This window comes from Acetobacter garciniae (assembly GCF_017377735.1).
GTDB classification, from domain to species: Bacteria; Pseudomonadota; Alphaproteobacteria; order Acetobacterales; family Acetobacteraceae; genus Acetobacter; species Acetobacter garciniae.
In genome coordinates this window covers 154,144-177,642 of the sequence record NZ_JAFVMH010000005.1, presented here as the reverse complement: position 1 = coordinate 177,642, position 23,499 = coordinate 154,144, and the positions used below count along the sequence as shown (strand labels likewise).

Genomic DNA, 23,499 nt, shown 5'->3' with positions numbered 1-23,499 from the left:
CAACAACGGTGGATATATCATGACCTTTCTCTTCCGCAGCCTTTCATCCCTTGCCCGGCGCACCAGCGCCTTGTCGTCACGGGGACTGACAGCGCCGCGTGCAGCCCTGGGGCTGGCGAGCACCTGCGCCCTGCTGGCGGGCCTGGCGGTTGCACAGCCTGCCCGGGCTGCGGATATTCAGGCCCTGGACCTGAAAACGTCGCTCGCCTTCATTGAACAGGCGAAACAGGCCGCCAATGCGGCCCACGCCCATGTTGCCATTGCCATTGTCGATGCCGGCGGCAATCTGGTGGCGTTCGAGAAAATGGACAACACGCAGCTTGGCAGCACCAAGCTTGCAATGCTCAAGGCCAAGACGGCGGTGAACTACCTGCGCCCCACGGCGGATATGGAACATGCCCTGAATGCGGGCAACTACATGATCGCCACCCTGCCCGACACGCTGCCCGCGGGGGGCGGCTACCCGATCGTGGTGAAGGGCAAGCTGCTTGGCGCGCTGGGCCTGAGCGGGGGCGAGGGCGAAACGGATGCCAGACTGGCACAGCAGGCGGTCACCACCAGCCTGAAATCCGGCCAGTAAGCGAAGCCCGCCCGGCACGCCAGCCGCCGCCATTCCATGGCGTGGCTGGCGGGCTTGTGCCTGCAACCACGCCAGGGCGCTCAGGGCTGCTCGGCACTACTCACGCGCCAGACGGTTTTGCCCACATCGTCCGTGACCAGAAGTGCGCCATCCCGGGCGAGCAGAACATCGACCGGCCGCCCATAGACATGTTCCTCACCCGCGGCCAGAAAGCCGGTCAGCACATCACGCGGCAGGCCCGCAGGCTGTCCGTTCTCGAAGGGAACGTAAATCACCTTGTAACCGCTCTTGGGCCTGCGGTTCCACGAACCATGCTGGGCCACGAAAAGCCCGTGCCGCCACGTATCGGGCAGGGCGTCGGCCCCCTGTGAAAACGCTATCCCCAAAGAGGCGGTATGCGGGCCCACCGCGTAATCCGGCACCACAGCCTTGGCCACCAGGTCGGGTTGCGGGGGCTGCGCGCGCGCATCGACATGCTGGCCGTAATAGCTGTAGGGCCAGCCGTAAAAGGCCCCTTCCTTCACCGCCGTAATATAGTCGGGCACAAGGTCGCTGCCGATTTCATCACGCTCGTTCACGACCACCCACAAGGCCCCGGTCTGCGGTTCCCATGCCAGGCCATTGGGGTTGCGCAGCCCGGTTGCAAAGGGGGCGAGCTTACCCGTGGCAAGGTCCAGGCGGTCGATCCGTGCGCGATCTTCCTCCACCGCCATGCCGTTTTCACCGACATTGCTGTTCGACCCCACCGTGACATAAAGGGCGCGCCCATCGGGGCTGGGCAGGATATTTTTTGTCCAGTGATGGTTGTAGCCCGAAGGCAGGTCCACAACCTTGACCCCGGGCTGGGTAATCCGCAGGTCGCCATCGTGATAGGTAAACCGCAGGATCGCATCCGTATTGGCGACATACAGATCCTGCCCGATCAGGGCCATGCCGAAGGGCGAATGCAATTTTTCCAGAAAGACCGAACGGATTTCCGCTTTTCCATCACCATTCGCATCCCTTAAAAGAACGATGCGGTCCGGGCTGGGCACGCCTGCTCCCGCACGGCTCATGATAAGTCCGGCAATTTTTGTCTTGAGTGTGGGCACGTCCGTGCCGGGCGAATTGCTTTCGGCCACCAGAATATCGCCATTGGGCAGGCGATAGAGCCAACGCGGATGGTCCAGTTCGTTCGCAAAGGCCGTAACACTCAACCCCGGTGCGGCAACGGGCGTCTGCCCGGCCTGCCAGCCCACCGGGCGGGCGATGTTGACTGTCGGCATCAGGGTTTCATCGGGTTGGGGCAGTTTCGGGTGCGGGCCCATTCCCTCCATCACGGTCAGGGTCGCGTATTCGGGCCGCGCCACCACATTCCAGAACACCACGCACGCCATGCCCACACTTGCCAGTATCGCCACAAAAACCAACGCATTCCGTGCCATGTCCGCCCTCGCCCTTCCTGCCGCCGCCCCTGCCCACACATCAGCCCTGTTCCACGCCAGCGCTCAAGGCGTCAAACGCCGCGCACCCGGCAATGTTCCGACAAAAACATTATAAAATCCGGGACTTCCACACAGCCTGCCACAAAAAAATCACCTTGGCCCCCAATGGTCGCTCGGTCATGCACCCCAAAGCGTTGCAGCGTGCAGCCGTTATTGGGCCGCAGCATGTGCACAGGACGGTCAGGGGCCGGGCGTCTTGCCTGCGAATACCTGCTTGGAGACCTGGAACAGCGTCTCCCGCAGCCATCTGTGGACGGGGTCCGTATCCTGACGGGGGTGCCAGGCCTGGAACGATTCGATCCTGGGCAGGGAGAGCGGGAATTCGAAGGTCGTAAGGCCCAGCGCCTCCATGGAAATATGATCGAGCACGATGCCCGGAAGCGGGAGGATAAGATCCGTATGGCACATGCTTTCGACCATGGCGTGGTAGGTGGGCACCACCATCGCGATCCGCCGCTCCAGCCCGTGGTGGTCGCGCAGGGCCCAGTCGATCGGCCCGCGCGCACGCCCCCGGCGTGAGACGCTGATATATTCGTACAGCACCATGCTTTGCGGCGTGACCGGCTGGGCCAGAATGGGGTGTCCCTGGCGCACCAGCCCATGCATGATATCGCGAAACAGGGTCTGACGGCGGATTTCTGGCTTGAGGGCATCCATCGTCGCCCCGATATACAGGTCGATGCTGTTATAGCGCAGCGGATCGGATGCGGGGTCATCCACCTCGGGCGCGAAAACGATCTCGCATTTCGGGCAGCCCTGGCGCAGCGTGCGCAGGAGCGGCAAGCCCAGGGACGACACAATCAGGTCATTGGCGCGGATGGTGAAGCGGGGCGCCATATTGGCCAGATCGGCCAGGGCCTGGGTTTCGACCAGGCTGTCGGCGGCGCGCACCGTGTCCTGCACACGGGTCAGGATATTGATCGCGAAGGACGACGCAGTCATCCGTCGCCCCGACTGGACCAGAATGGGGTCGGCGAAAACCTTGCGCAGCTTGGCAAGCTGGCGGCTCATGGCCGGTTCGCTCACCTGCATGCGCCGGGCGGCGGCGGATACGCTTTCCTCCTCCACCAGCACCTGGAGGTAGCGCAGCAAATCAAGGTCGTAACGTCTCATTCCTCCATTTTTAGACATCATTGATTGCAGGAGCCAACCTTTATGGTTCCAGAAAGTGAAATCGTTGTTTGTCAGGAATGAGGGTTTTCAGCGTCCCTGTTTTTTTGAACATAGCGGCATGACAAGTGCTGTTGCCCCACAGGCGGATGTGACCCCGGTTATTCATGCCTCCCCCCCTGTTCCGTCCTATATTCCGCCCTTTGGCGTGCGGACGGTCATTGGCTGCCTTGGCATGCTGCTGGCCGTGCATATTGCGGGGTTCAACGAGCATGTGACCGAAATCGGGCTGTCCGACATACGTGGGGCCATGCATATCGGCCACGACGAAGGCACCTGGCTGATCGCGATCTACGAAGCGTTTAACATCGCGGCCATGGCCTTTACGCCATGGTTCTACATGACGTTCTCGATCTATCGCTTTTCCATGTTCATGACCGCGGCCATGGCCATGCTGGCCATTCCCGCCCCGTTCATGCCCGACGTGACATCGCTGTGCATCCTGCGCGCCTTCCAGGGGCTTACGGCTGGCTGCCTGCCGCCCGTGCTCATGACCGTCATGCTCAAATACCTCCCGCCCGAAATCCGGGTGTTCGGTATTGGCGGCTACGCCATGAGCGCGACCTTCGGCCCCAACCTGGGCCTGCCGCTGGAGGCGTTCTGGTTCGAGCACGTGGGCTGGCACTGGCTGTACTGGGAGATCATTCCCATGGCCGCGCTGGCCGTCGCCATGCTGGCCTATGGCCTGCCGCGCGACCCCATGCATTTCGAACGTTTCGAGAAATTCAACTGGCTGGGCCTTGTGGTGGGCCTGCCCGCCATCTGTTCGCTGGTGATCGTCCTTTATCAGGGCGACAGGCTGGACTGGTTCCGCTCGCCCGTCATTACGGACCTGACCCTGTGGGGCGGGGCGGCGTTCGTGGTGTTCGTCGTCAACGAAGCCTTTCACCCCAGCCCGTATTTCCGCATCCAGTACTGGCAGTCGCGCAATATCCAGGCCTCCCTTCTCTCGCTTGTGGGCATTCTGGCCATATGCGCGCTCATGGCCGATATTCCCGGCACATATCTCCAGGCCGTGCGGGGCTATCGGCCCATCCAGGCGGCCCCGGTCTCCCTTGTCGTGGCATTGCCCCAGCTTGTGATGCTTCCCCTGATTGCTGCGATCTGCAACAGCCGCAAGGTGGACTGCCGGTTCGTGCTGGCCGGGGGCATGCTGTGCCTGGCCGCCGCCGCCTGGCTTGGCACGTGGCTGACACCCGACTGGGTGCGCGACAATTTCTACCCGCTGCAAATTCTCCAGATTTTCGGCCAGCCCATGACGGTCATCCCCACGCTCATGCTGGCGACCCTGGCCATGGGGCCGGCCGACGGGCCGTTCATTTCGGGCATGGTGAACATGCTCAAGGGGCTGGCCAATGCCGTGGCCTTCGCACTGTTCTCGGCTTTTTCACGCCGCCGCGAACAATACCATTCCACCATGCTGCTGGACCACCACGGCACGCACCAGACCGCCCTTGCGGGCATGGGGGACCCGATTACGCAGCAGCTTGCCGGAACATCGCCCGATGGCGGGCATGTGGCCCGCAACGCGCTGCAGGTCTTCCATACCTATGTTCATGAACAATCGCTCGTGCTCGCGCTGGCCGATATCTATTTCGTGCTGGTCTGGGTCTGCATCGGCTACGCGATCCTCAACCTCGTGTTGCCGCACCGCGTCTACCCGCCCCGAGCCCCCTCCCCCACCGTACCCGCACGCTGAACCCGGAATGCACGCTCCATGATTTATCGAAAGCCTCTTCTTTACGCCGGTTGCACCGCCGCGGCCCTGGCCCTTGTGGCATGGGGCGGAACCCGCCTGATCAACGGCAACGGCGTGGACCAGTACACGAACGACGCCTATGTCACGGCGGATTTCACGACCGTCGCCCCCAAGGTGGCGGGCCGCATCGACCGGGTGGACGCGCAGGACAACGAACGCGTGCACACGGGGGAAGAACTGGCCCATATTGAGGATGACGACTACCGCGCGGCCCTGGAGGTCGCCCGTGGCAACCTGCTGGCGGCCCAGGGCGATGTCGCCAACCTGGAGGCGGAACTGGCCCGCCAGGACGCCATCATCGCCCAGGCGCGCGCGGCCGTGCAGGCGGATGAGGCCGACCTGCTCTTTGCCCACCAGAACGCCGCACGGTATCGGACCCTTTCCACCGGTGGCGCTGGCACTGTGGAGCAGAAACAGGCATCGGAATCGCGCGAAAAGGAAGTGGCCGCCGCCATGGCGCGCGATCAGGCCGGGGTCGATGCGGCGATCCGCCAGGTGGAGGTGCTCAAGGGCCAGCTCGAACATGCCCGTGGTGCGCTGGCCCGCGCACAGGGCAATGCCAAGCAGGCCGAACTCAACCTGTCCTACTGCACCATTCCCGCCCCGGTGGATGGCACGGTGGGCGAACGCGGCGTGCGCGTGGGGGCCTATGTGCATCCCGGCACGGGGATTCTGGCCGTGGTTCCCACCCAGGCCGCCTATATCCTGGCCAATTTCCAGGAAACCCAACTGACAAAGGTGCAGACCGGCCAGCGTGCCACGGTCTGGGTCGATACCTTTCCCGGCCATCCGCTCAAGGCGCATGTGGACTCCCTGGCCCCGGCGACGGGCGTTGCCTTCGCGCCCATCCAGCCCGACAACGCCACCGGCAACTTTACAAAGGTGGTGCAGCGTATTCCCGTCAAGCTGACATTCGATGCAGGCCAGCCCCTGGCCGAGAAGGTGCGCGTTGGCATGTCGGTGGAAGTCAGCATCGACACAGCCTCCACGCCGGAAGGGGCCCATGCCGGGGATGCGCGTTATGTCTGGCAGTAACCGCTTGCAACGCTCCAGGGCGTTCCTGGCCCTGCCGGTTCTGGCCCTTGCCGCCTGCACCGTCGGGCCCGATTTTCACAAGCCGCAGGTCAAGGCGCCCGCCGCGTGGCGCCAGACCCTGCCGCCCGAGGCCAGCCGGCCTGTCACGGCTTCAAGCGATCCGGCATGGTGGAACGTGTTTCACGATCCCATCCTGTCCCGGCTGGAGCAGGACGTGGCCTGCGCCAATCTCGACCTCAAGGCCGCCTCCCTGCGGCTGGCCGAAAGCACGGCCGAACGGCGCATTGCCAGTGCCGCGCAGTTTCCCCACGCCGAGGCCAATGCCTCCTACGCACGCGAACGCGCCAGCACCAACGGTATTCTTGGCCTGCTTGGCGTCATGGAACGCGAACCCGCGGGCTCCATCGCCAGCGGCACGCAGGGCTTTGGCCCGACCGCATTGCCCGGCAGCGTGGGCAACCCGTCCTTCAACCTGCCGCAATATGGCATGAGCGCATCGTGGGAGGTGGATCTGTGGGGCCATGTGCGCCGCCAGGTGGAAGCCGCCACCGCCGCCATGCAGGAAACCGAGGATATGCGCCGCGATATCCTGGTCTCGCTGATGGCCGAGACAGCCCAGGATTATATCGCGCTACGCGGGGTGCAGTCGCATATCGGCATTGTGGAACATAATATCGACATCGCGCGCCATAGCGTGCGGCTGACGACCCTGCGTTTTGAACAGGGTGCCGCCACCCGGCTGGACGTGGCGGATTCCACCGGCCAGTTGCACGACTTCGAATCCCGCCTTGCCCCGCTTAAAAGCCAGGAAGTCCACCTGCTGAACGCGCTGAGCTTTCTGGTCGCGCGTGAACCCGGCGCGCTGGACGCCGAACTGGGCAAGCCCGCCGCCATTCCGCCCACCCCGCCAAGCGTGCCCGTGGGCCTGCCATCCGAACTTGCGGAACGGCGGCCCGATATCCGCATGGCGGCCGACAGACTGCATGCCGCCACCGCCAGCATTGGCGTGGCTGTGGCCGATTTCTTCCCGCGCATTACCCTGTCCGGCAGCCTGGACGTGCAGGCGCTGCAGTTCAGCGGCCTGGGTTCGTGGGCGTCCCGCCAGTACGGCTTTGGCCCCACCGCCACCCTGCCGATTTTTGAGGGCGGACGGCTGACGGGGCAACTGCACCTGCGCAAGGCCCAGCAGCAGGAAGCCGCGGTCATGTTCCAGCGCACGGTATTGAAGGCGTGGCAGGAAATCGATGACGCGCTGGCCGATTTTACGGCCGCCCAGAACCAGCGCGACCGGCTGGCCGAAGCCGTGCATGAGAACGAAATTGCCGTGCAGACCGCCCAGGCCCAGTATGTGCAGGGGGCGTCCGACTTCCTGAACGTGCTGACCATGCAGAACGCGCTTCTTGCATCGCAGAATGCGCTGGTGGATGCCACCACCAGTGTTGCGGGCTCCCTCACCCATGTGTATCGCGCCCTTGGCGGCGGGTGGGAACGTCTTTACCCCACAACCCAGCCCAAACGGGGATAGGACCAGACATGATCAGCATCCGGCGCGCCGCAACGCGAGGTGTCATCCAGTCTGGCCCGGTCGAACTGGACTGCTATTTTTCCTTCGCCACCAGTATCGAGCCCGGACACGAGCATGAAGGGCGGCTGCGCGTGGTCAATGCGGGACATATTCCCGCAGGGCAGCATTATACGCTCGGCGCCGAACAGGAGATGGATATCCTGACCTGGGTGGAACACGGCGTGCTGACAACATCGGTCGAAGGCCTGCCGGACGAGGCGATCCAGGGCGGCGGGCTGCATGCCGTCAGCACCGCCGGGGGCTGCCGTTCGCTGGACTGGCATGCGCGTGCGGATACAACCTTCTTCCAGTTCTGGGTTTTGCCCGATACGGAAGGGGGGGAACCCACGCAGGAAGTCAGGCCCGCCCCCGCGCAAGCGGATAATAGCGGGTTCAGGATCGTGGCATCGGGTTTTCCCGAAGACGACCCGGAAGAAACCCAAACCGTAACGGATGGAGCCCCGCTTACCCTGCGGGCCCGCGCCCGGCTGCTGCATGCCGAGATCGTGCAGAATGAAGGGGCGGCCTACAGCACCACGCCGGGGCGTGCGCTCTACCTTGTGGTGGTCTCCGGCCAGGTCAGCCTGGGGGATGCGCTGCTGGCCAAGGGTGACGCCGCAGCATTGGAAAACGAGACCAGCCTTGTCGCCATCGCGCGGGAGACATCGGTCGTCCTGCTGGTGGATGCGCCCCTGTAGGCAGCCCTGCACTCCCTCCCGGCTCTTTTGCGCCAGCCGGAAAATACGCATTCCGGCGGGGAGATATTTTGTGCCCGCCGGGCGCGGGGGATTGGGCCTGCCTGTGCGTATCAGTCTGTGATACCAAGCACAGTATGTGAACAATGGCCGAACAGTTTCCCAGTTATACGATTGCAAACCAGTTTGTGAAGTATGCGACGCCTTGTGGACAGCAGACAAGGGAGCGGCCCATGGCGGATCAGGTCCGACGCTATAGCGCGGCATCGGATGAGCAACTTCTTGAATGGTCCGGCTCTGGCGACCAGGACGCCTTCAGGCTGATTGTCCTGCGCCATGGGGCCTACGCCCTGAGAACGGCAGCCCGTTTCACGGACACTTTAGAAGCGGCGGAGGATATCGTTCAGGACGCCTTTGTAAAAGCCTGGACACATGCAAGACATTTCGACCCATCCCGTGCACAGTTCACCACCTGGCTTTACCGCATTATCGTCAATCTCAGCCTCGACCAGCATCGCCGCGCACAAACCCTGCGCACAACCCCGCTGCCCGCGGATTTCGACAGGGCCGATGACAGCCCCATAGCCGACCGCCAGATCGAAACCCGCGAACAGCGCCACGCCCTGCTGCAAGCCCTGCATGCCCTGCCCGTCCGCCAGCAGGCAGCCCTTTCACTGGTTTATGACGAAGGCCTGTCGGGGGCCGAGACTGCCCGCCGCCTTGGCCTGTCCAAAAAGGCGGTGGAACGCCTGCTGGCCCGGGGCCGGGCCTTTTTGCGCACGCGGCTGAAACCAGACAGCAGCCGGTAAGGAAACAGTCCCATGTTCAGTCATGAACGCTTCAAGATCCTGGCCGAAACCTACGGGGCGTCCCTGTCGCGGTGGCCTGAAGCCGAGCGTGAGAAAGCGGCGGCCCTGCTGGCGTCATCCCCGCAGGCGCGCGCGCTGCTTGCCGCCCAGCAGGAGGTCGATACCCTGCTTTCCGGTGCCTTTGCGGCGGACCAGGCGCTTTACGACCAGCAGACCGAGCTTGAAAAGCCCGATGCCGCCGTCATGCGGCTGAGCCTGATCGTGGGGGAAAAAATCTCCCACAAACAGCAGGCACGTTCCGCGTGGTGGACCCTGTCGCGTCTGCTTGCCCGGGTGGGCTCGGCAAGGCGGCGCGCCACCCTGCGCTGGGGAGTTATAGCCCTGGGGGCCGGGGCCGCCGCCATAAGCGGGTTCTGGCTAGGGTGGAAACCCACCACCAGCACATCGGCCGACCTGTTCAGTTCCCTGCTCACTTCTGCCCTGGTAGGCGGCACATGGTAAAATTCTTGAAAATATCGAGCATCTGGCGCGGGCTTTTTGTCCTGTCCGTTCTTCTGAACCTGTTTTTTGTCGCACTCAACATAGGCCATCATTTCGAACATCACCCGGACGGGCCACCGCCTTTCGGGGTCATGACGCATATGTTCCAACATGTGGGCTCCCGCCTGTCGCCCGCGGATGCACAAATCTTCCAGACCATGATGCAGCAGGAAGGATCGCGCTATACCCAGGCGCGTGAGGAACTGATGAGCGCGCAGGATGACCTCAATCGCCTGCTGCTCGACCCGAATTTCGACGCGGGCGCGGTGCATGCCGCCATGCTGCGCAGGCAGGCGGCGTGGGATTCCTTTGTCGGTGGCTTCAACAATGCGCTGGTTGACGCCATGAACCAGATGACCCCGCAGGGCAGGCGCTCGGTGGCGCATCTCATTTCACACCGCCGCCCGCATGGACCCTGATCTTCCGTGCCCGCCCAAGGTGGCGGCACAGAGATCCGGAGCAGGACGGCTCGTTGTTCCCTCGTCATTTTTTCTTATCTCGCCTTTGCGCCGGAGCGCAGGCCTGTCCCTGTCACAAGGATGACCATGCTATACACCAAGGCAGACCAAAATCTTGTATCGCCCGACTTCGGGGCCCGTCCGTTATCGGGCTTGCGGGGCGCAGATTCCCATCTGCCCGTAAAAGGTGCGAAAGCACAGGGCCTGCCCGTAACGGTGCTGAAATCGCTTGCAAGCCGGATGCTGGGCATTCAGGAATTCCGGGATGTACATGAACGTGCGGCAGAGCGGGGCGTTTCCCTTCCGCTTGGAAAAAGGCGATGTCTTCGCCTGCAAAAAATAAAGACAGCCCAGACGCTGTTCATTCACGTTCCCAAAAATGCCGGTACATCCATCAGCAGGCTGCTATATGGGGAATCCATGCGGCATGAGAGTGTGCGTTATTACCGGCATGTGGCGCGGGAACTGTTCTCGGATCAGATCGTCCGTTTTGCGATCTGGCGTGATCCGGTCGACCGTTTTCTGTCCGCCTATGACTTTGCCCGCAAGGGTGGCACGGCGGAAGTCAAGATCAGCCCGGCGTTCCAGAAAAAACACATGGCCCTGAAAAATATCGATGCCGCGCTCGACATGCTGGAAAATGCCGGGAGCTATTACAAGCTGGACCACGTCTTTCGGCCGCAATCGTGGTATATATGCGATAAATACGGGGCGATCGATGTGGATTTCCTGATCGACATTTCCCGCATGGACAAGATATCCGCCTCCATTCCAGCGCTGGTGCACCAGACAATTCCCGTCATCAACAAAACGGACCGCCGGACCTTTCGGGTGACCGACCAACAGCGGGCCCGGATCCTGAAATTCTACGCCAGCGACGAAGCGCTGCGACAGCACCTGGCCTGATTTTCCCCAAGCAACCCGTACCCGGAATAGAGCAGCACAGCGGGGGCTGAACAGCCGCACAAACCCGCAGCCCTGTTCCATTACGCTTTCAGTGCGGCCCCATGCTGCGGCCATTGGGGATAACGCGCCATACCTAACAGCCCCTGCCCGCCCCGGGCCGTATGCGGAATGCCCTGCATCACGGACAGGACAGGCAGAAAGGCAGCCATGCAGGCAGGGCACCTTTCCCCGCCGTGCACATTGCTCCATTCTGCCATCCGCCCCATAAAGGGGCAGTTGTGCCGCATGTGCATAGATGAGGACGTTAACCGCTGCTTCACCACCTTGATCATCTGCTTCAGCATTACGGCTATGGCATCGTAACCCTGATAGTCATGATGGAAAGCATGGGTCTGCCCGTCCCGGCTGAAGCCTGTATCATCACCGCCTCACTATATTGCCTGAAAACGCACCATCTTGCCATTCAGGGGGTGGCGCTGGCAGCAATCGCCGGGGCGATCATCGGCGATAATTTCGGCTTTCTGATCGGACGGCGCGTGGGCTTTCCGCTCCTGCAAACCTATGGGCCGCGTGTGGGCCTGACCCATGACCGGCTGATCCTGGGCCAGTATCTGTTCAGCCGCCATGGCAATGCGATCGTCTTTGTGGGGCGGTTTGTCTCGGTCGTTCGTGTCTTTGTGGCGGTGCTTGCGGGGGCATGCCGCATGCGCTGGCCGGAATTCATGATCTTCAACGCGCTGGGGGGAACGTGCTGGGCGGGCGGTTATGCGCTGGGCACCTACATGCTGGGCCGGCGTATTTCGCAGGTATCGGGCCCGGCCGGAATAGCGATCGGGGTCGCCACCGTGATCGGCTTGATCGCCACCGGCGCGTTTTTGAAGAAGAACGAAAAAAGACTGACCAAACAGGCCCTGCAAGCCGCCCGGCAGCAGGCACAGGCCAATGGCACCCAGGCCTCGCCCGGCGCCTGAAAGCCGGCATTCAAACGGCCGGTCCATATGGAGTGAGCGGGTTCTGCCCCGCCTGACAGCCCATGCCGACCGGGCTATGCCCTGCCGTTACAGCATGGCACGGCCCCGGCCATAGAAACACACAGGCTCCCGGTTGCGGGCAGGCTTATGGCCTGAAGCGCGTCGGGCGTTACCCCGATTATCCTTCTCAACAAAATATGTTCTGACAACGTCCGGGCAAGGCCCTACGAAGGAGCTATTCTGATCGTGTGGGGCGGGTCATCTGTTTTTTGGTGACGCCTTGAAGGTGAGCGGACCATGAAACTTGCCTCGTTTCTCGCCCTGAAGGACTTTGAGCGCGCGGCGCGCAAGAAACTGCCCCGCCCCGTTTTTGGCTATGTTGCGGGGGCGGCTGAAGACAATCTGTCCTCCACCGCGAATGAGGATGCGTTTTCCGACCTGGACCTGATCCCCCAGGTCCTGATGGATGTTTCCGCCAGAACCCAGCAGACAACGCTGCTGGGCAGGACCTATGCCGCACCGTTCGGTATCGCCCCCATGGGGCTTTCAGCCCTTTCGGCCTATCGGGGCGATATCGTGCAGGCCGTGGCGGCGCGCAAAGCCGAGATCCCCATGGTGTTGAGCGGATCATCCCTCATCCCCATGGAAGAGGTGATAGCCGCAGCACCCGGAACGTGGTTCCAGGCCTACCTGCCGGGGGAGACCGCACGGATCGACGCGCTATTGGACCGCGCGCGCAAGGCGGGATTCCACGAACTTGTTGTGACCGTCGATATTCCGGTGGCGGCCAATCGTGAGAACAATATACGCACGGGCTTTTCCACCCCCCTGCGGCCCAGCCTGCGCCTGGCCATGGACGGGATCAGCCACCCGCGCTGGCTGGCTGGTACTTTTGGCCGCACCCTGTTGCACCATGGCATGCCCCATTTCGAGAATTCGTTTGCCGAACGCGGCGCACCCATCCTGTCCTCGCACGTATTGCGCGACTTTACGGCCCGCGACCACTTCAACTGGGCGCATATCCGCCATATCCGCCAGATTTGGAAAGGCCCGCTCATTATCAAGGGGATCCTCCACCCCAGTGACGCGCGTCTTGCGCAGGATAACGGGGTGGATGCGATCATCGTCTCCAACCACGGGGGGCGCCAGTTGGATGGCGCTATCGCACCCCTTCGCATCCTGCCCGATATCGTTGCCGCCACCACGCTGCCGGTCATGATCGACAGCGGCTTTCGCCGGGGCAGCCATATTCTCAAGGCCTTAGCCCTGGGCGCTGCCTTTGTCTTTGTGGGCCGTCCGTTCAATTATGCCGCGGCCCTTGGGGGGGAGGCTGGCGTATCCCACGCGATCGGGCTCCTGAAAGCGGAAATCGACCGGGACATGGCCATGCTGGGTGCGCGCTCCTGTCGCGAAATCACCCGCGCGCATATACGCTTTCGTCGCCAGGGCTGAGCGGCCGGGTTTTATTGGCCCGCAAAGTGAAGGACCACACCCCGGCCCTTTTCAAAATCTCCGCCAACCGGAACTTCTGCCTGCGCGCGGCGTATAGGAAGCAGAGTGTCGTGCAGTGCTTTAGCATCGGCTGGGGCAATGTGCCAGCCGTCCCTGTTCAGGCGGGAGCCAGGGCAGTTTCTGTCCAGAAGGACAGCCTATACTGAAAATAACGTCTCCGTTCATAATAAAACGAACAGAAACGGAAGTTCCTGCCATGGAAAACATGCCTGGCCTTTATCCGCTGCTTTTATACGCGCTTATCCTTGGCGGGCTTCTGGCCTGCATGCTGGGCCTGTCGGCCATAACCGGCACGCGGCGACGGGGGGCGGCCATGGGGCGTGCGCTGTCCATGCCCTTTGAATCGGGCATGGTGCCGACCGGGTCCGCGCATGTGCGCCTGCCTGTCCAATATTATCTGGTGGCGCTTTTTTTTGTCGTATTCGATGTTGAAACGGCAATTTTATTCACCTGGGGCACAGTCGTTACGGAATCCGGCTGGGTTGGTTACTGCGCAGCCATGGTCTTTATTCTGTTTCTGGCTCTCTCGCTGGTCTATCTGTGGCGGGTTGGGGCGCTGGACTGGGGGCCGCGGCCGCCGGTTCATCAGCCCGCGGACAGGACAGGGGGGCATGCGACATGACCTGGTCCCTTTCCACCCCCACCCAGGACACGACCCAGCCTGACGCAGGGAGCTTTACCGACACCATCCGGCGCAACCTGGTCATGGGCCGGTTGCAGGATTTTGTGGCCTGGGGGCAGAAGAATTCCCTGTGGCCGCTGAATTTCGGCCTGTCCTGCTGCTATGTGGAAATGGCCACCGCCTTTACAAGCCGGTTCGATATTGCGCGCTTTGGCTCCGAAGTGCTGCGCGCCACCCCGCGTGAGGCGGACCTGATCGTGATCTCGGGCACGGTCTTTGTCAAAATGGCCCCGGTTATCCAGCATCTTTACGATCAGATGCTCGAACCCCGATGGGTGATTTCCATGGGATCATGCGCCAATTCCGGTGGAATGTATGACATTTACAGCGTGGTGCAGGGCGTGGACAGCTTCCTGCCCGTGGATGTGTATGTGCCCGGATGCCCTCCCCGGCCGGAAGCCCTGCTTGAAGGGCTGATGCTGCTGCAAAAATCCATTGGCGCGTGCAGGCGGCCGTTAAGCTGGATGATGGGCCCGCAGGGCGTGGTGCCCGTAACACCCCCCAGCCTGCGCGATGAAAAGCGCGCCCAGCGCCGGAGCGTACACGACCTGCGCTCCCCCGACGGGGTCTGATGCCATGCCCCTTGCCCTGGTGCCCGAACCCCCACCCACCCTTGCCGATACGATAGCAGCCCCCCTGCCCCCCGGCGGCCTGCTGGCCACACAGGTCACGGCCGATGATGTGGCCTGCCTGTGGATTTCCCCCGCCAGCCTGCGCCCTGTCCTTGCCAGCCTGAAGGCGCGGGCCGGGTCGTTGCTCATGCTGTTCGACCTGACCGCGATAGATGAGCGCGAACGCACCCACCGCGACGGGCAGCCGGAGGGGGCATTTACCGTTGTGTATCATCTGCTCTCGCTCAGCCGGCGCGAGGATGAGGTGCGTATCAAGGTCGCCCTTCCCGCCCATGACCCGGCACTTCCCAGCATCTGCGACCTGTGGCCCAACGCCAACTGGTACGAGCGCGAGGTCTGGGACCTGTTCGGCATCCGCTTCGACAGGCACCCCTTCCTGCGCCGGATCCTGACCCCCCCCACCTGGACCGGCCACCCCCTGCGGCGCGACCACCACGCCCGCGCCACCGAAATGCCCCCCTACAGCCTGACCGAAGACCATGAACAGGCAGAGCAGGAGGCCATGCGCTTCGACCCGTCGGTATGGGGCATGAAGCGGCACAGCGAACACAGCGACTTCCTGTTCCTCAATCTCGGGCCAAATCATCCGAGCGTGCATGGTGTTTTTCGTATCGTGCTGCAACTGGAAGGGGAACGGATCGTCGATGCCGTGCCCGATATCGGCTTCCACCACCGTGGGGCGGAAAAAATGGGGGAGCGCCAGTCCTGGCATACCTACATCCCCTATACCGACCGGGTGGATTACCTGGGCGGGGTCATGAACAACTTTCCCTACGTGATGGCGGTCGAAACGCTGGCGGGCATTACCGTGCCGCCACGCGCGCAGATGATCCGCATCATGCTGGCGGAACTGTTCCGCATTGCCAGCCATCTCGTCTTCTATGGGACCATGGCGCAGGATGTGGGGCAGCTTTCCCCCGTGTTCTACATGTTTACCGACCGCGAACGCGTGTTCAGCCTGATCGAGGCGATCTGCGGCTTTCGCATGCACCCGGCCTGGTTCCGCATTGGCGGGGTGGCCATGGACCTGCCCAATGGCTGGGACAGGCTGGTGCGCGCCTTCATCGACGATCTGCCCGCCCGGCTGGATGAATACGATGCCATGGTCATGCGCAACCCCATTTTTCGCGCCCGGACAAAAGGGGTCGGGGCCTATACCACATCGGACGCGGTGGAATGGGGTGTCACCGGCCCGGGCCTGCGCGCCACCGGGCTGGCGTGGGATTACCGCAGGCATGCCCCCTATGGCGGGTACGACCAGCTTGATTTCGACATTCCCACCGGGGAATGCGGGGACTGTTACGACCGCGTGGCCGTTCATGTCGCGGAAATACGCCAGAGCCTGCGCATTATCCGCCAATGCGTGGACAACATGCCCGCAGGCCCCGTCAAGGCCGACCATCCGCTGACAACCCCGCCCCCCAAGGCGCGCACGATGCACGACATCGAAACGCTGATCCACCATTTCCTCAGTGTCAGCTGGGGGCCGGTCATCCCGCCGGGGGAAGCCCGCTGCTGTATCGAGGCAACGAAAGGCGTGAACGCCTACAGCCTCATCAGCGATGGGGGCACGACCTCCTACCGCACACGCATCCGCACGCCGTCCTTTGCGCATTTGCAGATGATCCCGCAACTCTGCCCCGGCATCATGATCGCGGATCTGATCGCGATCCTGGGCAGCATCGATTTCGTGATGGCCGATGTCGACCGCTGAAGAAACCCTGCCCGCAGCCCTTGAGGCGGAAATCCGCGCCCTGGCGGCGGCGGAGCCTTACCCGCGCGGGGCCAGCATTGCCGCGCTCAAGGCGGTGCAGCGGCATTTCGGGTGGATCAGCACCCCGCATCTGCGCGCGGTCGCGGAACTGCTGGGCATGTCGATGGACGACCTGGACGGCATTGCCACCTATTTCAACCTGCTGTTCCGCAAACCCGTGGGGCGGCATGTCATTTTACTGTGCGACAGCGTTTCGTGCTGGATCATGGGGCGCGACCCTTTATGCGCGCATCTGGGCCGCGTTCTGGCCATCCGCCAGGGGGAAACCACGGCCGATAACGCCATCACACTGCTGCCCACGGTCTGCATCGGCCATTGCGACCACGCGCCCGCCATGCTGGTGGACGACACGCTGCATGGCGATGTGGATATCCCCGCCCTGGACCGGCTGATCCCGGGCCTGAAGGAGCAGCCGTGATGTCCGCCGCCCAACGCCCCCTGACCGCCATGATAGACCCCGTCACCGGTCCGCCGGACTGTACGGCGTATGAACGCGGCGGCGGCTGGCAGGCCACCCGCAAGGCGCTGGGCACGCTGAGCCCTGCCGATGTCACGGATATCGTGACCCGCTCGAAACTGCGCGGGCGGGGTGGTGCCGGCTTCGGCACCGGGCAGAAATGGAGCTTTGTGCCGAAAGAACCGGCATCCGAGCGGCGCAAATACCTGATTGCCAATGCCGATGAAATGGAACCCGGCACCTTCAAGGACCGCTGGCTGATGGAGGGCAACCCCCTTCAGCTTGTCGAAGGCATGATCCTGGCCGCCTATGCCGTGCAGGCGGGGCACGGCATTATTTTCCTGCGCGGGGAATACCATCTGGCCTGCCAGCGCCTGGAACATGCCATTGGGCAGGCCCGGCAGCTTGGCTGGCTGGGGCCCAATATTCTGGGCTCTGCCTTCAGCTTCGATATCCACGTCCATTCCAGTGCCGGGCGTTACATCTGCGGGGAAGAAACCGCCCTGCTCACCACCCTGGAAGGACGGCGCGCAACCCCGCGCAGCAAGCCGCCTTTCCCGCAGACCGGCGGGTTGTGGGGGGCGCCCAGCGTGGTGAACAATGTCGAAACACTGTGCAACCTGCCCCCTATCATCGCCAACGGGGCGGAGTGGTTCGCAGCCCTCGGCCTGGGGGATGACGGTGGCACCAAGATCTACGGGGCAAGCGGGCGGGTGGCCCGGCCCGGTGCGTGGGAACTGCCCATGGGCACCCCGCTGCGCCAGATTATAGAGGAGCATGCCGGCGGCATGCGGCCGGGCTACAGGCTGCGCGCCCTGCTGCCGGGTGGGGCGTCCACCGCCTTTCTCGACGCATCGGCGCTGGATGTCGCCATGGATTACGCGTCGGTGGAAAAGGCGGGCAGCCGCCTTGGCACCGGCATGGCCATTGTGCTGGACGACCAGACCTGCCCCATCGGCATGATCCGCAATCTGGAACATTTCTTCGCCCAGGAATCCTGTGGCTGGTGCACTCCCTGCCGCGACGGGCTGCCCTGGGTGGAACGCCTGCTCGACGCGATCGAGGAGGGCACGGGCACGCAGGAGGACATGGACCAGCTTGGCCGCCATGCCCGCATGCTGGGTGCGCCGGGCCGGACCTTCTGCGCCCATGCGCCCGGTGCGATGGCGCCACTGGCCAGCGGGCTGAAACTGTTTGCCGACGATTTTGCCGACCATATCGCCCAGTGCCGCTGCCCCCAGCGGCACGCCGCCTGACCGCAGCCACAGGGGGGAGGCCCGGATCATGACCAGCATTCGCATAGATGGCAGGGACTGCCCCACCCGCACCGGCATCAACCTGTTGCAAGCCTGCCTGGAAGCGGGGGAAAACCTGCCCTATTTCTGCTGGCATCCCGAACTGGGGGCCGTGGGGGCCTGCCGCCAATGCGCCATCAGGCAGTTCAGCGGGCCCGACGACAAGGCCGGGCGTATCGTGATGGCCTGCATGACACCGGTGAGCGATAACGCCCTGATCTCGATCGACGATGCCGAGGCACGGGATTTTCGTGCAGGCGTGATCGAGTGGCTGATGGTCAACCACCCGCATGACTGCCCGGTCTGCGAGGAAGGGGGGGAATGCCACCTGCAGGACATGACCGTCATGTCCGGCCATAACCTGCGCCGCTACCGCTTTACCAAGCGCACCCACCGCAACCAGGACCTTGGCCCGTTCGTCAAGCATGAGATGAACCGCTGCATTGCCTGTTATCGCTGCGTGCGGTTCTACCGCGACTATGCGGGGGGTGACGACCTGGCAGCCTTTGCATCCCATGATCATGTCTATTTCGGCCGGGCGGAAGACGGCGTGCTGCAAAACGCCTTCAGCGGCAACCTGGCGGAAATCTGCCCCACCGGCGTGTTTACCGACAAGCCTTTTTCGGCCACCTACAGCCGCAAATGGGACATGCGCGGAGCACCTTCGGTATGTGTGCATTGCGCGGTGGGCTGCAACACCATCGTCAACGCGCGGGAGGAAACCCTGCGCCGGGTTCTCAACCGCTATCATGCGGATATCAACCGCTACGTATTGTGCGACCGGGGGCGGTTCGGGCATGGGTTCGTCAATGCGCCAACCCGTATCCGCACGCCCCTGTGCCTCATGGCCGGGCAGCAGGTCGCACTTCCCCTGACGGAAGCACTCGAACATTTCACGCGCATGGCGGCCCAGGGCACGGTTGGCGGCATTGCCTCCCCCCGCGCGGCACTGGAAAGCTGTTTCAGCCTGCGCGCCCTGGTGGGGGAGGCCCGTTTTTCAACCGGGCAGACGCAGCTCGAACAGGACTGCGTGCAACTGGCCCATACCCTGCTGGCAAAGCACCCTGGCGCCCTTCCCACCCTGCACGACATGGAAAGCGCCGATGCCGTGCTGGTGCTGGGTGAGGATGTCTGCGCCACAGCGCCCCGCCTTGGCCTGTCCCTGCGCCAGTCCGTGCGTCAGGCGTCGTTCCATGATGCGGATGCGGCCAGGGTTCCCCGCTGGATGGACGGTGCTGTGCGCACATTGGGGGCGCAAAGCCCCTCGGGCCTGTTTGTCATCACCCCCGCCCCCACCGATCTGGACACGGTCGCGGCACAAAGCGTGCGGGCCGTGCCCGACGATATCGCACGGCTTGGCTTTGCCATCGCGCACCTGATCGACCCCGCAGCACCCGCGGTCGCGGATCTGACAGAGGCAGACGCGGCGCTGGCCCAGCGTGTCGCCACAGCCCTTATGGCGGCACAGGCTCCCCTTGTCGTCTCGGGCATGCAGTATGGCGCGCCCGCCCTCATGCAGGCCGCCGCCAGCATTGCCGCGGCCTTGGCCCGCAGGGTGCCCCGGCCCGGCCTGTCGCTGATCGTGCCCGAATGCAACAGTATGGGGCTGGCCATGCTGGGCGGCGTGTCGCTGGAAGCCATGCTGGAGATGGCCCGCGCGGGAGAGTTGACCACATTGGTGATTGTGGAGAACGACATCACCCGCCGCCTGCCCCCCTCGGACGTGGCGGAACTTGTGGCGCTGGTGCCCAATATCGTGGTGATAGACCATACCGCAACACCGTTGTGCCGCCAGGCCGACCTTGTGCTGCCCGCCACGACCTTCAGCGAATGCAGCGGCACGCTGGTCAACCTTGAAGGCAGGGCACAACGTTTTTTCCAGGTAGTTTTCCCCGCAGCCCCCATTCAGGAAAGCTGGCGCTGGGTGCAGGCCCTGGCCCGCAGCATGGAAAGCGGTGCCGAGCATAATGCAACCAGCCCGGCTGACCTGCCCCATACCGCGTGGCACCTGACCGACTGGCAGGATCTGGACGATGTGCTGGCGGATCTGGCCCTGGCCTTTCCCGCGCTGGCCGGGGCTGCCAGCGCGGCCCCGGGGGCCGATTACCGCATGAACGGGCAGAAACTGCGCAGCCAGACCTACCGTGCGAGCGGGCGCACCGTCATCCGTTCGCATATCAGCGTGCATGACCGGCCACCGCCCGCAAGCCCGGACACGCCTTTCAGCAGTTCGATGGAGGGGGCCTACGGGCCCGACATGCCAGCCCCCCTTGTTCCCGGCTATCAGGTGCCGTCGTGGAATTCGGTGCAGGCACTCAACCGGTTCCAGCAGGAAATCGGCGGCAGGCTGCGTGGTGGTGCGGCGGGCGTGCGCCTGTTCCCCCCCTCGGACGATGGCGAGGCACGCGCCTACCCCTACAGCACCGACATTCCGCCCCCCTTTACACCTGCCGCCGATCATACGGTGCTGGTCCTGCCCCAGCCATGCCTGTTCGGCAGCGAGGAGCTGAGCATGCTCTCGCCCCCCGTAGCGGCCCGTGCAGCACCCCCAATGCTGCGCGCAGCACCACGCATGGCCGCGTTCGATAGAGCCATACTGCACCTGGATGACAGGCCGCACAGCCTGCCGGTATCGCCGTTGGCGGGCCTGCCCGAAGGCGTGGTGCTGTGCCCCACCCACCGGGTGATGCGCGCCTTTCGCTTTCCCGTCCGCGCCCGGCTGGAGGGGCCCCATGGCACGGGCGAACCGTCATGACGCGCGCCTCCCTCGCCCTTGTCGTGCTTGGCCCCTTTGCCCTGCTTGGCCTTGCCACCGTGCTGACATGGGTGGAACGGCGGCTGCTGGGCCTGTGGCAGGACCGCCACGGACCTAATCGCGTGGGCCCGGGCGGGCTGTTCCAGCCGGTGGCCGACGGCACCAAGATCCTGTTCAAGCAGGACTGGATTCCCCCCTTTGCCGACCGCTCTGTCTTCATCCTTGCCCCCGTTATCGGCATGATGACGGTGCTGCTGTCCTTTGGGGTCATTCCGCTGACCGATACGCTATGGATCGCGGGGAACCTTAATGTCGGGCTGTTGTTCATTCTGGGCATGATGGGGCTTGGGGTCTACGCGGTCGTGCTGGCGGGCTGGGCGTCCAACAGCAAATACGCGTTGCTGGGCGGCATGCGTGCCGCCGCCCAGATGATCAGCTACGAAGTCTTCATGGGGCTTTCCCTGCTGGGCGTTGTCATGTTGGCAGGGTCTTTCAACCTGCGGACCATTGTCAGTGCCCAGGCGGGGCTGTGGTTCATCGTCCCGCAGGGTCTGGGGTTTTGCGTGTTCCTTCTGGCGGGGCTGGCGGAGACGCACCGCCTGCCCTTCGACCTGCCCGAAGGGGAGAACGAACTGGGGGCGGGCTTTCATACCGAATATTCCGGCATGAAGTTCGGCATGTTCTTCATTGCCGAATATGCGGGGATCGTCCTTATCTCGGCCCTCATCGCCACGCTGTACCTGGGCGGCTGGCGCGGGCCGTGGCTGGCACCTGCATTGTGGTTCGCACTCAAGACAGGGGTGGTGGTGGTATTTTTCATCCTGTTGCGCGCAGCCCTGCCCCGGCTGCGTTACGACCAGTTGATGGCGCTGGGCTGGAAGGTCCTGCTCCCGCTTTCGCTGCTCAATGTCATGGCTACCGCGACCGTCCTGATGCTGCGCGCCACGCCCTAGCGCGCCCCATGCAAAGGCATGTTGTCCCATGCTCGATACCTTGCGCACCGTGTTCCTGACGTTCCTGCACAGCTTTCACCGGCGTGCGACCGTGCAGTACCCCGAACAACAGCCCTACCTGCCCCCGCGCTATCGGGGGCGGATCATTCTCTCGCGCGATCCTGACGGGGCGGAACGCTGCGTGGCATGCAACCTGTGCGCGGTGGCCTGCCCCGTGGACTGCATAAGCCTGCAGAAAACCGAAGCGGACGGGCGGTGGTATCCGCAATATTTCCGCATCAATTTCTCCCGCTGCATCTTCTGCGGGTTCTGCGAGGAAGCATGCCCCACCTACGCCATACAGCTCACCCCCGATTTCGAGATGAGCGAATACGCCCGGCCCAACCTGGTTTATGAAAAGGAAGACCTGCTGATAAGCGGTGTCGGCAAATATCCCGATTACAGCTTCTACCATGTCACGGGTATTCCCATTCCCGGCAAGGATCGTGGCGCGTCCGAACGCGAACGCCCGCCGGTCGACCTGCATTCGCTGCTGCCCTAGCCATGCACGCCCCGATCCCGCACGCCCTGGGCCTTCTTTGTGCCGCAACCACGCTTGTGGGGGCCATGATGGTCATCACACGCAAGGTGGTGGTGCATGCGGTGCTTTACCTGGTGGTGACGCTGCTTGCCCTGGCCGTGGTGCTGGCGCTGCTGGGGGCCCCCTTCGCCGCGGCCCTGGAAGTGATCATCTATGCGGGGGCGATCATGGTGCTGTTCGTTTTCGTGGTGATGATGCTCAATCTGGGCCAGGCCGACAGCGCGCGGGAAAGCGAATGGATGCGCCCGCGTGCCTGGCTGGGTCCTGCCCTGCTTGCGGCCCTTTTATGCGCTGAACTGCTCTACGCCCTGCCATCCCTGCTGGCTCCGCTGCCCCCGCCATTCGCCGGGCCCGCCACCGAGACACCCCTCCCCCCGGCGCCCCCCCTGTTTCGCCTGGGCGTGCACGATGTCGGGCTGAGCCTGTTCGGCCCCTATGTGCTGATGGTGGAACTGGTGTCGTTCCTGCTGCTGGCGGGCCTTGTCTCGGCTTTTCACATCGGCCGCCGCCGCGCGGAGGAGCGCTGACATGCCGCCCCTTCCCCCCCCGCCCGTGGCCTCGCAGGCTCTGTGGGCCCCTGCCCTGTCCTTCAATGAAAGCCTGGTGCTGGCAGCAGTGCTGTTCTGCATCGGGCTGGCGGGCGTGCTGGCGCGGCGCAACCTCATGTTCATGCTGATGTCGCTCGATATCATGCTCAATGCGGCGGCCCTGGTCTTCGTGGCGGCAGGAGCGCGCTGGCACGACGCAGCGGGGCAGGTCATGTTCCTGATGATCCTCGCCCTGGCCGCAGTGGAGACAGCGGTGGGGCTTGCCATCATCCTGTGCCTGCATGCCCGTGGACGTCCCACCCTGGACGGCGACAGCAACAACCTGTTGCAAGGATAGCGA

At 63.6% G+C, this 23,499-nt stretch carries 23 protein-coding genes; 21 read left to right on the top strand and 2 right to left on the bottom strand.

Annotated features, from left to right (window positions below):
• Positions 1–19: 19 nt before the first annotated feature.
• Positions 20–580 (top strand): GlcG/HbpS family heme-binding protein, encoded by a 561-nt coding sequence (locus tag J2D77_RS11375; protein ID WP_230975737.1) that lies wholly within the window; start codon positions 20–22, stop codon positions 578–580.
• An 80-nt stretch (positions 581–660) separates the two neighbouring features.
• Here J2D77_RS11375 and J2D77_RS11370 read toward each other — a convergent pair whose 3' ends face one another.
• Complete coding sequence (locus tag J2D77_RS11370) at positions 661–1,956, bottom strand: PQQ-dependent sugar dehydrogenase (RefSeq protein ID WP_230975747.1); 1,296 nt, start codon at positions 1,954–1,956, stop codon at positions 661–663.
• Positions 1,957–2,244: 288 nt separating this feature from the next.
• Entirely contained in the window at positions 2,245–3,177 is a 933-nt protein-coding gene (locus tag J2D77_RS11365; RefSeq protein WP_207846399.1) for a LysR family transcriptional regulator, read from the bottom strand.
• Positions 3,178–3,295: 118 nt separating this feature from the next.
• Between J2D77_RS11365 and J2D77_RS11360 the strand changes: the two genes are divergently transcribed.
• The 20 genes from J2D77_RS11360 to nuoK all read left to right on the top strand — a co-directional run bounded on the left by J2D77_RS11360 (position 3,296) and on the right by nuoK (position 23,496).
• The gene (locus J2D77_RS11360; RefSeq protein ID WP_207846398.1) at positions 3,296–4,933 is read left to right on the top strand and encodes an MFS transporter; all 1,638 of its coding nucleotides are present in this window, start codon (positions 3,296–3,298) and stop codon (positions 4,931–4,933) included.
• 18 nt (positions 4,934–4,951) lie between these two features.
• Positions 4,952–6,028, top strand: coding sequence for an HlyD family secretion protein (locus J2D77_RS11355; RefSeq protein ID WP_207846397.1), 1,077 nt, complete (start codon positions 4,952–4,954; stop codon positions 6,026–6,028).
• On the top strand, positions 6,015–7,553 hold the full coding sequence (locus tag J2D77_RS11350; protein WP_207846396.1) for an efflux transporter outer membrane subunit: 1,539 nt from the start codon (positions 6,015–6,017) through the stop codon (positions 7,551–7,553). The genes J2D77_RS11355 and J2D77_RS11350 overlap by 14 nt, the downstream gene beginning before the upstream one ends.
• A gap of 8 nt (positions 7,554–7,561) precedes the next feature.
• Positions 7,562–8,290, top strand: a complete 729-nt coding sequence (locus J2D77_RS11345; protein ID WP_207846395.1) for a pirin family protein — start codon at positions 7,562–7,564, stop codon at positions 8,288–8,290.
• A 230-nt stretch (positions 8,291–8,520) separates the two neighbouring features.
• The gene (locus J2D77_RS11340; protein ID WP_230975736.1) at positions 8,521–9,096 is read left to right on the top strand and encodes an RNA polymerase sigma factor; all 576 of its coding nucleotides are present in this window, start codon (positions 8,521–8,523) and stop codon (positions 9,094–9,096) included.
• Between the two features lie 12 nt (positions 9,097–9,108).
• On the top strand, positions 9,109–9,597 hold the full coding sequence (locus J2D77_RS11335) for a hypothetical protein (protein WP_207846393.1): 489 nt from the start codon (positions 9,109–9,111) through the stop codon (positions 9,595–9,597).
• A gap of 5 nt (positions 9,598–9,602) precedes the next feature.
• The gene (locus tag J2D77_RS11330; protein ID WP_207846392.1) at positions 9,603–10,055 is read left to right on the top strand and encodes a periplasmic heavy metal sensor; all 453 of its coding nucleotides are present in this window, start codon (positions 9,603–9,605) and stop codon (positions 10,053–10,055) included.
• 120 nt (positions 10,056–10,175) lie between these two features.
• A complete protein-coding gene (locus J2D77_RS11325; RefSeq protein ID WP_331000106.1) occupies positions 10,176–11,000 on the top strand; it encodes a sulfotransferase family 2 domain-containing protein in 825 nt (274 codons plus the stop codon).
• Positions 11,001–11,386: 386 nt separating this feature from the next.
• Positions 11,387–11,971: a DedA family protein gene (locus J2D77_RS11320; protein WP_230975735.1), complete on the top strand. Its 585-nt coding sequence runs from the start codon at positions 11,387–11,389 to the stop codon at positions 11,969–11,971.
• A 297-nt stretch (positions 11,972–12,268) separates the two neighbouring features.
• The gene (locus tag J2D77_RS11315) at positions 12,269–13,423 is read left to right on the top strand and encodes an alpha-hydroxy acid oxidase (RefSeq protein WP_207846389.1); all 1,155 of its coding nucleotides are present in this window, start codon (positions 12,269–12,271) and stop codon (positions 13,421–13,423) included.
• A 256-nt stretch (positions 13,424–13,679) separates the two neighbouring features.
• Positions 13,680–14,105 carry an NADH-quinone oxidoreductase subunit A gene (locus tag J2D77_RS11310; RefSeq protein WP_207846388.1) on the top strand — a complete coding sequence of 142 codons (426 nt, stop codon included), beginning with the start codon at positions 13,680–13,682 and terminating at the stop codon, positions 14,103–14,105.
• Entirely contained in the window at positions 14,102–14,737 is a 636-nt protein-coding gene (locus tag J2D77_RS11305; RefSeq protein WP_207846387.1) for an NADH-quinone oxidoreductase subunit B, read from the top strand. The genes J2D77_RS11310 and J2D77_RS11305 overlap by 4 nt, the downstream gene beginning before the upstream one ends.
• Positions 14,738–14,741: 4 nt before the next feature.
• The gene (gene nuoC, locus J2D77_RS11300) at positions 14,742–16,511 is read left to right on the top strand and encodes an NADH-quinone oxidoreductase subunit C/D (protein WP_207846386.1); all 1,770 of its coding nucleotides are present in this window, start codon (positions 14,742–14,744) and stop codon (positions 16,509–16,511) included.
• Positions 16,498–16,989, top strand: a complete 492-nt coding sequence (gene nuoE, locus J2D77_RS11295) for an NADH-quinone oxidoreductase subunit NuoE (RefSeq protein WP_207846385.1) — start codon at positions 16,498–16,500, stop codon at positions 16,987–16,989. The genes nuoC and nuoE overlap by 14 nt, the downstream gene beginning before the upstream one ends.
• On the top strand, positions 16,989–18,284 hold the full coding sequence (gene nuoF / locus J2D77_RS11290; RefSeq protein WP_207846384.1) for an NADH-quinone oxidoreductase subunit NuoF: 1,296 nt from the start codon (positions 16,989–16,991) through the stop codon (positions 18,282–18,284). Before nuoE ends, nuoF begins: the two co-directional genes overlap by 1 nt.
• Before the next feature lie 28 nt (positions 18,285–18,312).
• A complete protein-coding gene (nuoG, locus tag J2D77_RS11285; protein WP_207846383.1) occupies positions 18,313–21,078 on the top strand; it encodes an NADH-quinone oxidoreductase subunit NuoG in 2,766 nt (921 codons plus the stop codon).
• Positions 21,075–22,031: an NADH-quinone oxidoreductase subunit NuoH gene (nuoH, locus tag J2D77_RS11280; RefSeq protein WP_207846382.1), complete on the top strand. Its 957-nt coding sequence runs from the start codon at positions 21,075–21,077 to the stop codon at positions 22,029–22,031. Before nuoG ends, nuoH begins: the two co-directional genes overlap by 4 nt.
• 28 nt (positions 22,032–22,059) lie before the next feature.
• A complete protein-coding gene (gene nuoI, locus J2D77_RS11275; protein WP_207846381.1) occupies positions 22,060–22,572 on the top strand; it encodes an NADH-quinone oxidoreductase subunit NuoI in 513 nt (170 codons plus the stop codon).
• Between the two features lie 2 nt (positions 22,573–22,574).
• On the top strand, positions 22,575–23,138 hold the full coding sequence (locus J2D77_RS11270) for an NADH-quinone oxidoreductase subunit J family protein (protein WP_207846380.1): 564 nt from the start codon (positions 22,575–22,577) through the stop codon (positions 23,136–23,138).
• A gap of 1 nt (position 23,139) precedes the next feature.
• Entirely contained in the window at positions 23,140–23,496 is a 357-nt protein-coding gene (gene nuoK, locus J2D77_RS11265; RefSeq protein WP_207846379.1) for an NADH-quinone oxidoreductase subunit NuoK, read from the top strand.
• Positions 23,497–23,499 lie beyond the last annotated feature (3 nt).

What these genes read in the sequence shown, in the direction of transcription:
- nuoG (WP_207846383.1), top strand. Translation starts at nt 18,313, where the DNA reads ATGACCAGCATTCGCATAGATGGCAGGGACTGCCCCACCCGCACCGGC.
- nuoH (WP_207846382.1), top strand. Translation starts at nt 21,075, where the DNA reads ATGACGCGCGCCTCCCTCGCCCTTGTCGTGCTTGGCCCCTTTGCCCTG.
- J2D77_RS11325 (WP_331000106.1), top strand. Translation starts at nt 10,176, where the DNA reads ATGACCATGCTATACACCAAGGCAGACCAAAATCTTGTATCGCCCGAC.
- J2D77_RS11345 (WP_207846395.1), top strand. Translation starts at nt 7,562, where the DNA reads ATGATCAGCATCCGGCGCGCCGCAACGCGAGGTGTCATCCAGTCTGGC.
- J2D77_RS11310 (WP_207846388.1), top strand. Translation starts at nt 13,680, where the DNA reads ATGGAAAACATGCCTGGCCTTTATCCGCTGCTTTTATACGCGCTTATC.
- J2D77_RS11335 (WP_207846393.1), top strand. Translation starts at nt 9,109, where the DNA reads ATGTTCAGTCATGAACGCTTCAAGATCCTGGCCGAAACCTACGGGGCG.
- J2D77_RS11375 (WP_230975737.1), top strand. Translation starts at nt 20, where the DNA reads ATGACCTTTCTCTTCCGCAGCCTTTCATCCCTTGCCCGGCGCACCAGC.
- J2D77_RS11270 (WP_207846380.1), top strand. Translation starts at nt 22,575, where the DNA reads ATGCACGCCCCGATCCCGCACGCCCTGGGCCTTCTTTGTGCCGCAACC.
- nuoF (WP_207846384.1), top strand. Translation starts at nt 16,989, where the DNA reads ATGTCCGCCGCCCAACGCCCCCTGACCGCCATGATAGACCCCGTCACC.
- nuoE (WP_207846385.1), top strand. Translation starts at nt 16,498, where the DNA reads ATGTCGACCGCTGAAGAAACCCTGCCCGCAGCCCTTGAGGCGGAAATC.
- J2D77_RS11315 (WP_207846389.1), top strand. Translation starts at nt 12,269, where the DNA reads ATGAAACTTGCCTCGTTTCTCGCCCTGAAGGACTTTGAGCGCGCGGCG.
- J2D77_RS11340 (WP_230975736.1), top strand. Translation starts at nt 8,521, where the DNA reads ATGGCGGATCAGGTCCGACGCTATAGCGCGGCATCGGATGAGCAACTT.
- nuoC (WP_207846386.1), top strand. Translation starts at nt 14,742, where the DNA reads ATGCCCCTTGCCCTGGTGCCCGAACCCCCACCCACCCTTGCCGATACG.
- nuoI (WP_207846381.1), top strand. Translation starts at nt 22,060, where the DNA reads ATGCTCGATACCTTGCGCACCGTGTTCCTGACGTTCCTGCACAGCTTT.
- J2D77_RS11305 (WP_207846387.1), top strand. Translation starts at nt 14,102, where the DNA reads ATGACCTGGTCCCTTTCCACCCCCACCCAGGACACGACCCAGCCTGAC.
- J2D77_RS11320 (WP_230975735.1), top strand. Translation starts at nt 11,387, where the DNA reads ATGGGTCTGCCCGTCCCGGCTGAAGCCTGTATCATCACCGCCTCACTA.
- J2D77_RS11365 (WP_207846399.1), bottom strand. Translation starts at nt 3,177, where the DNA reads ATGAGACGTTACGACCTTGATTTGCTGCGCTACCTCCAGGTGCTGGTG.
- J2D77_RS11360 (WP_207846398.1), top strand. Translation starts at nt 3,296, where the DNA reads ATGACAAGTGCTGTTGCCCCACAGGCGGATGTGACCCCGGTTATTCAT.
- nuoK (WP_207846379.1), top strand. Translation starts at nt 23,140, where the DNA reads ATGCCGCCCCTTCCCCCCCCGCCCGTGGCCTCGCAGGCTCTGTGGGCC.
- J2D77_RS11350 (WP_207846396.1), top strand. Translation starts at nt 6,015, where the DNA reads ATGTCTGGCAGTAACCGCTTGCAACGCTCCAGGGCGTTCCTGGCCCTG.
- J2D77_RS11355 (WP_207846397.1), top strand. Translation starts at nt 4,952, where the DNA reads ATGATTTATCGAAAGCCTCTTCTTTACGCCGGTTGCACCGCCGCGGCC.
- J2D77_RS11370 (WP_230975747.1), bottom strand. Translation starts at nt 1,956, where the DNA reads ATGGCGTGCGTGGTGTTCTGGAATGTGGTGGCGCGGCCCGAATACGCG.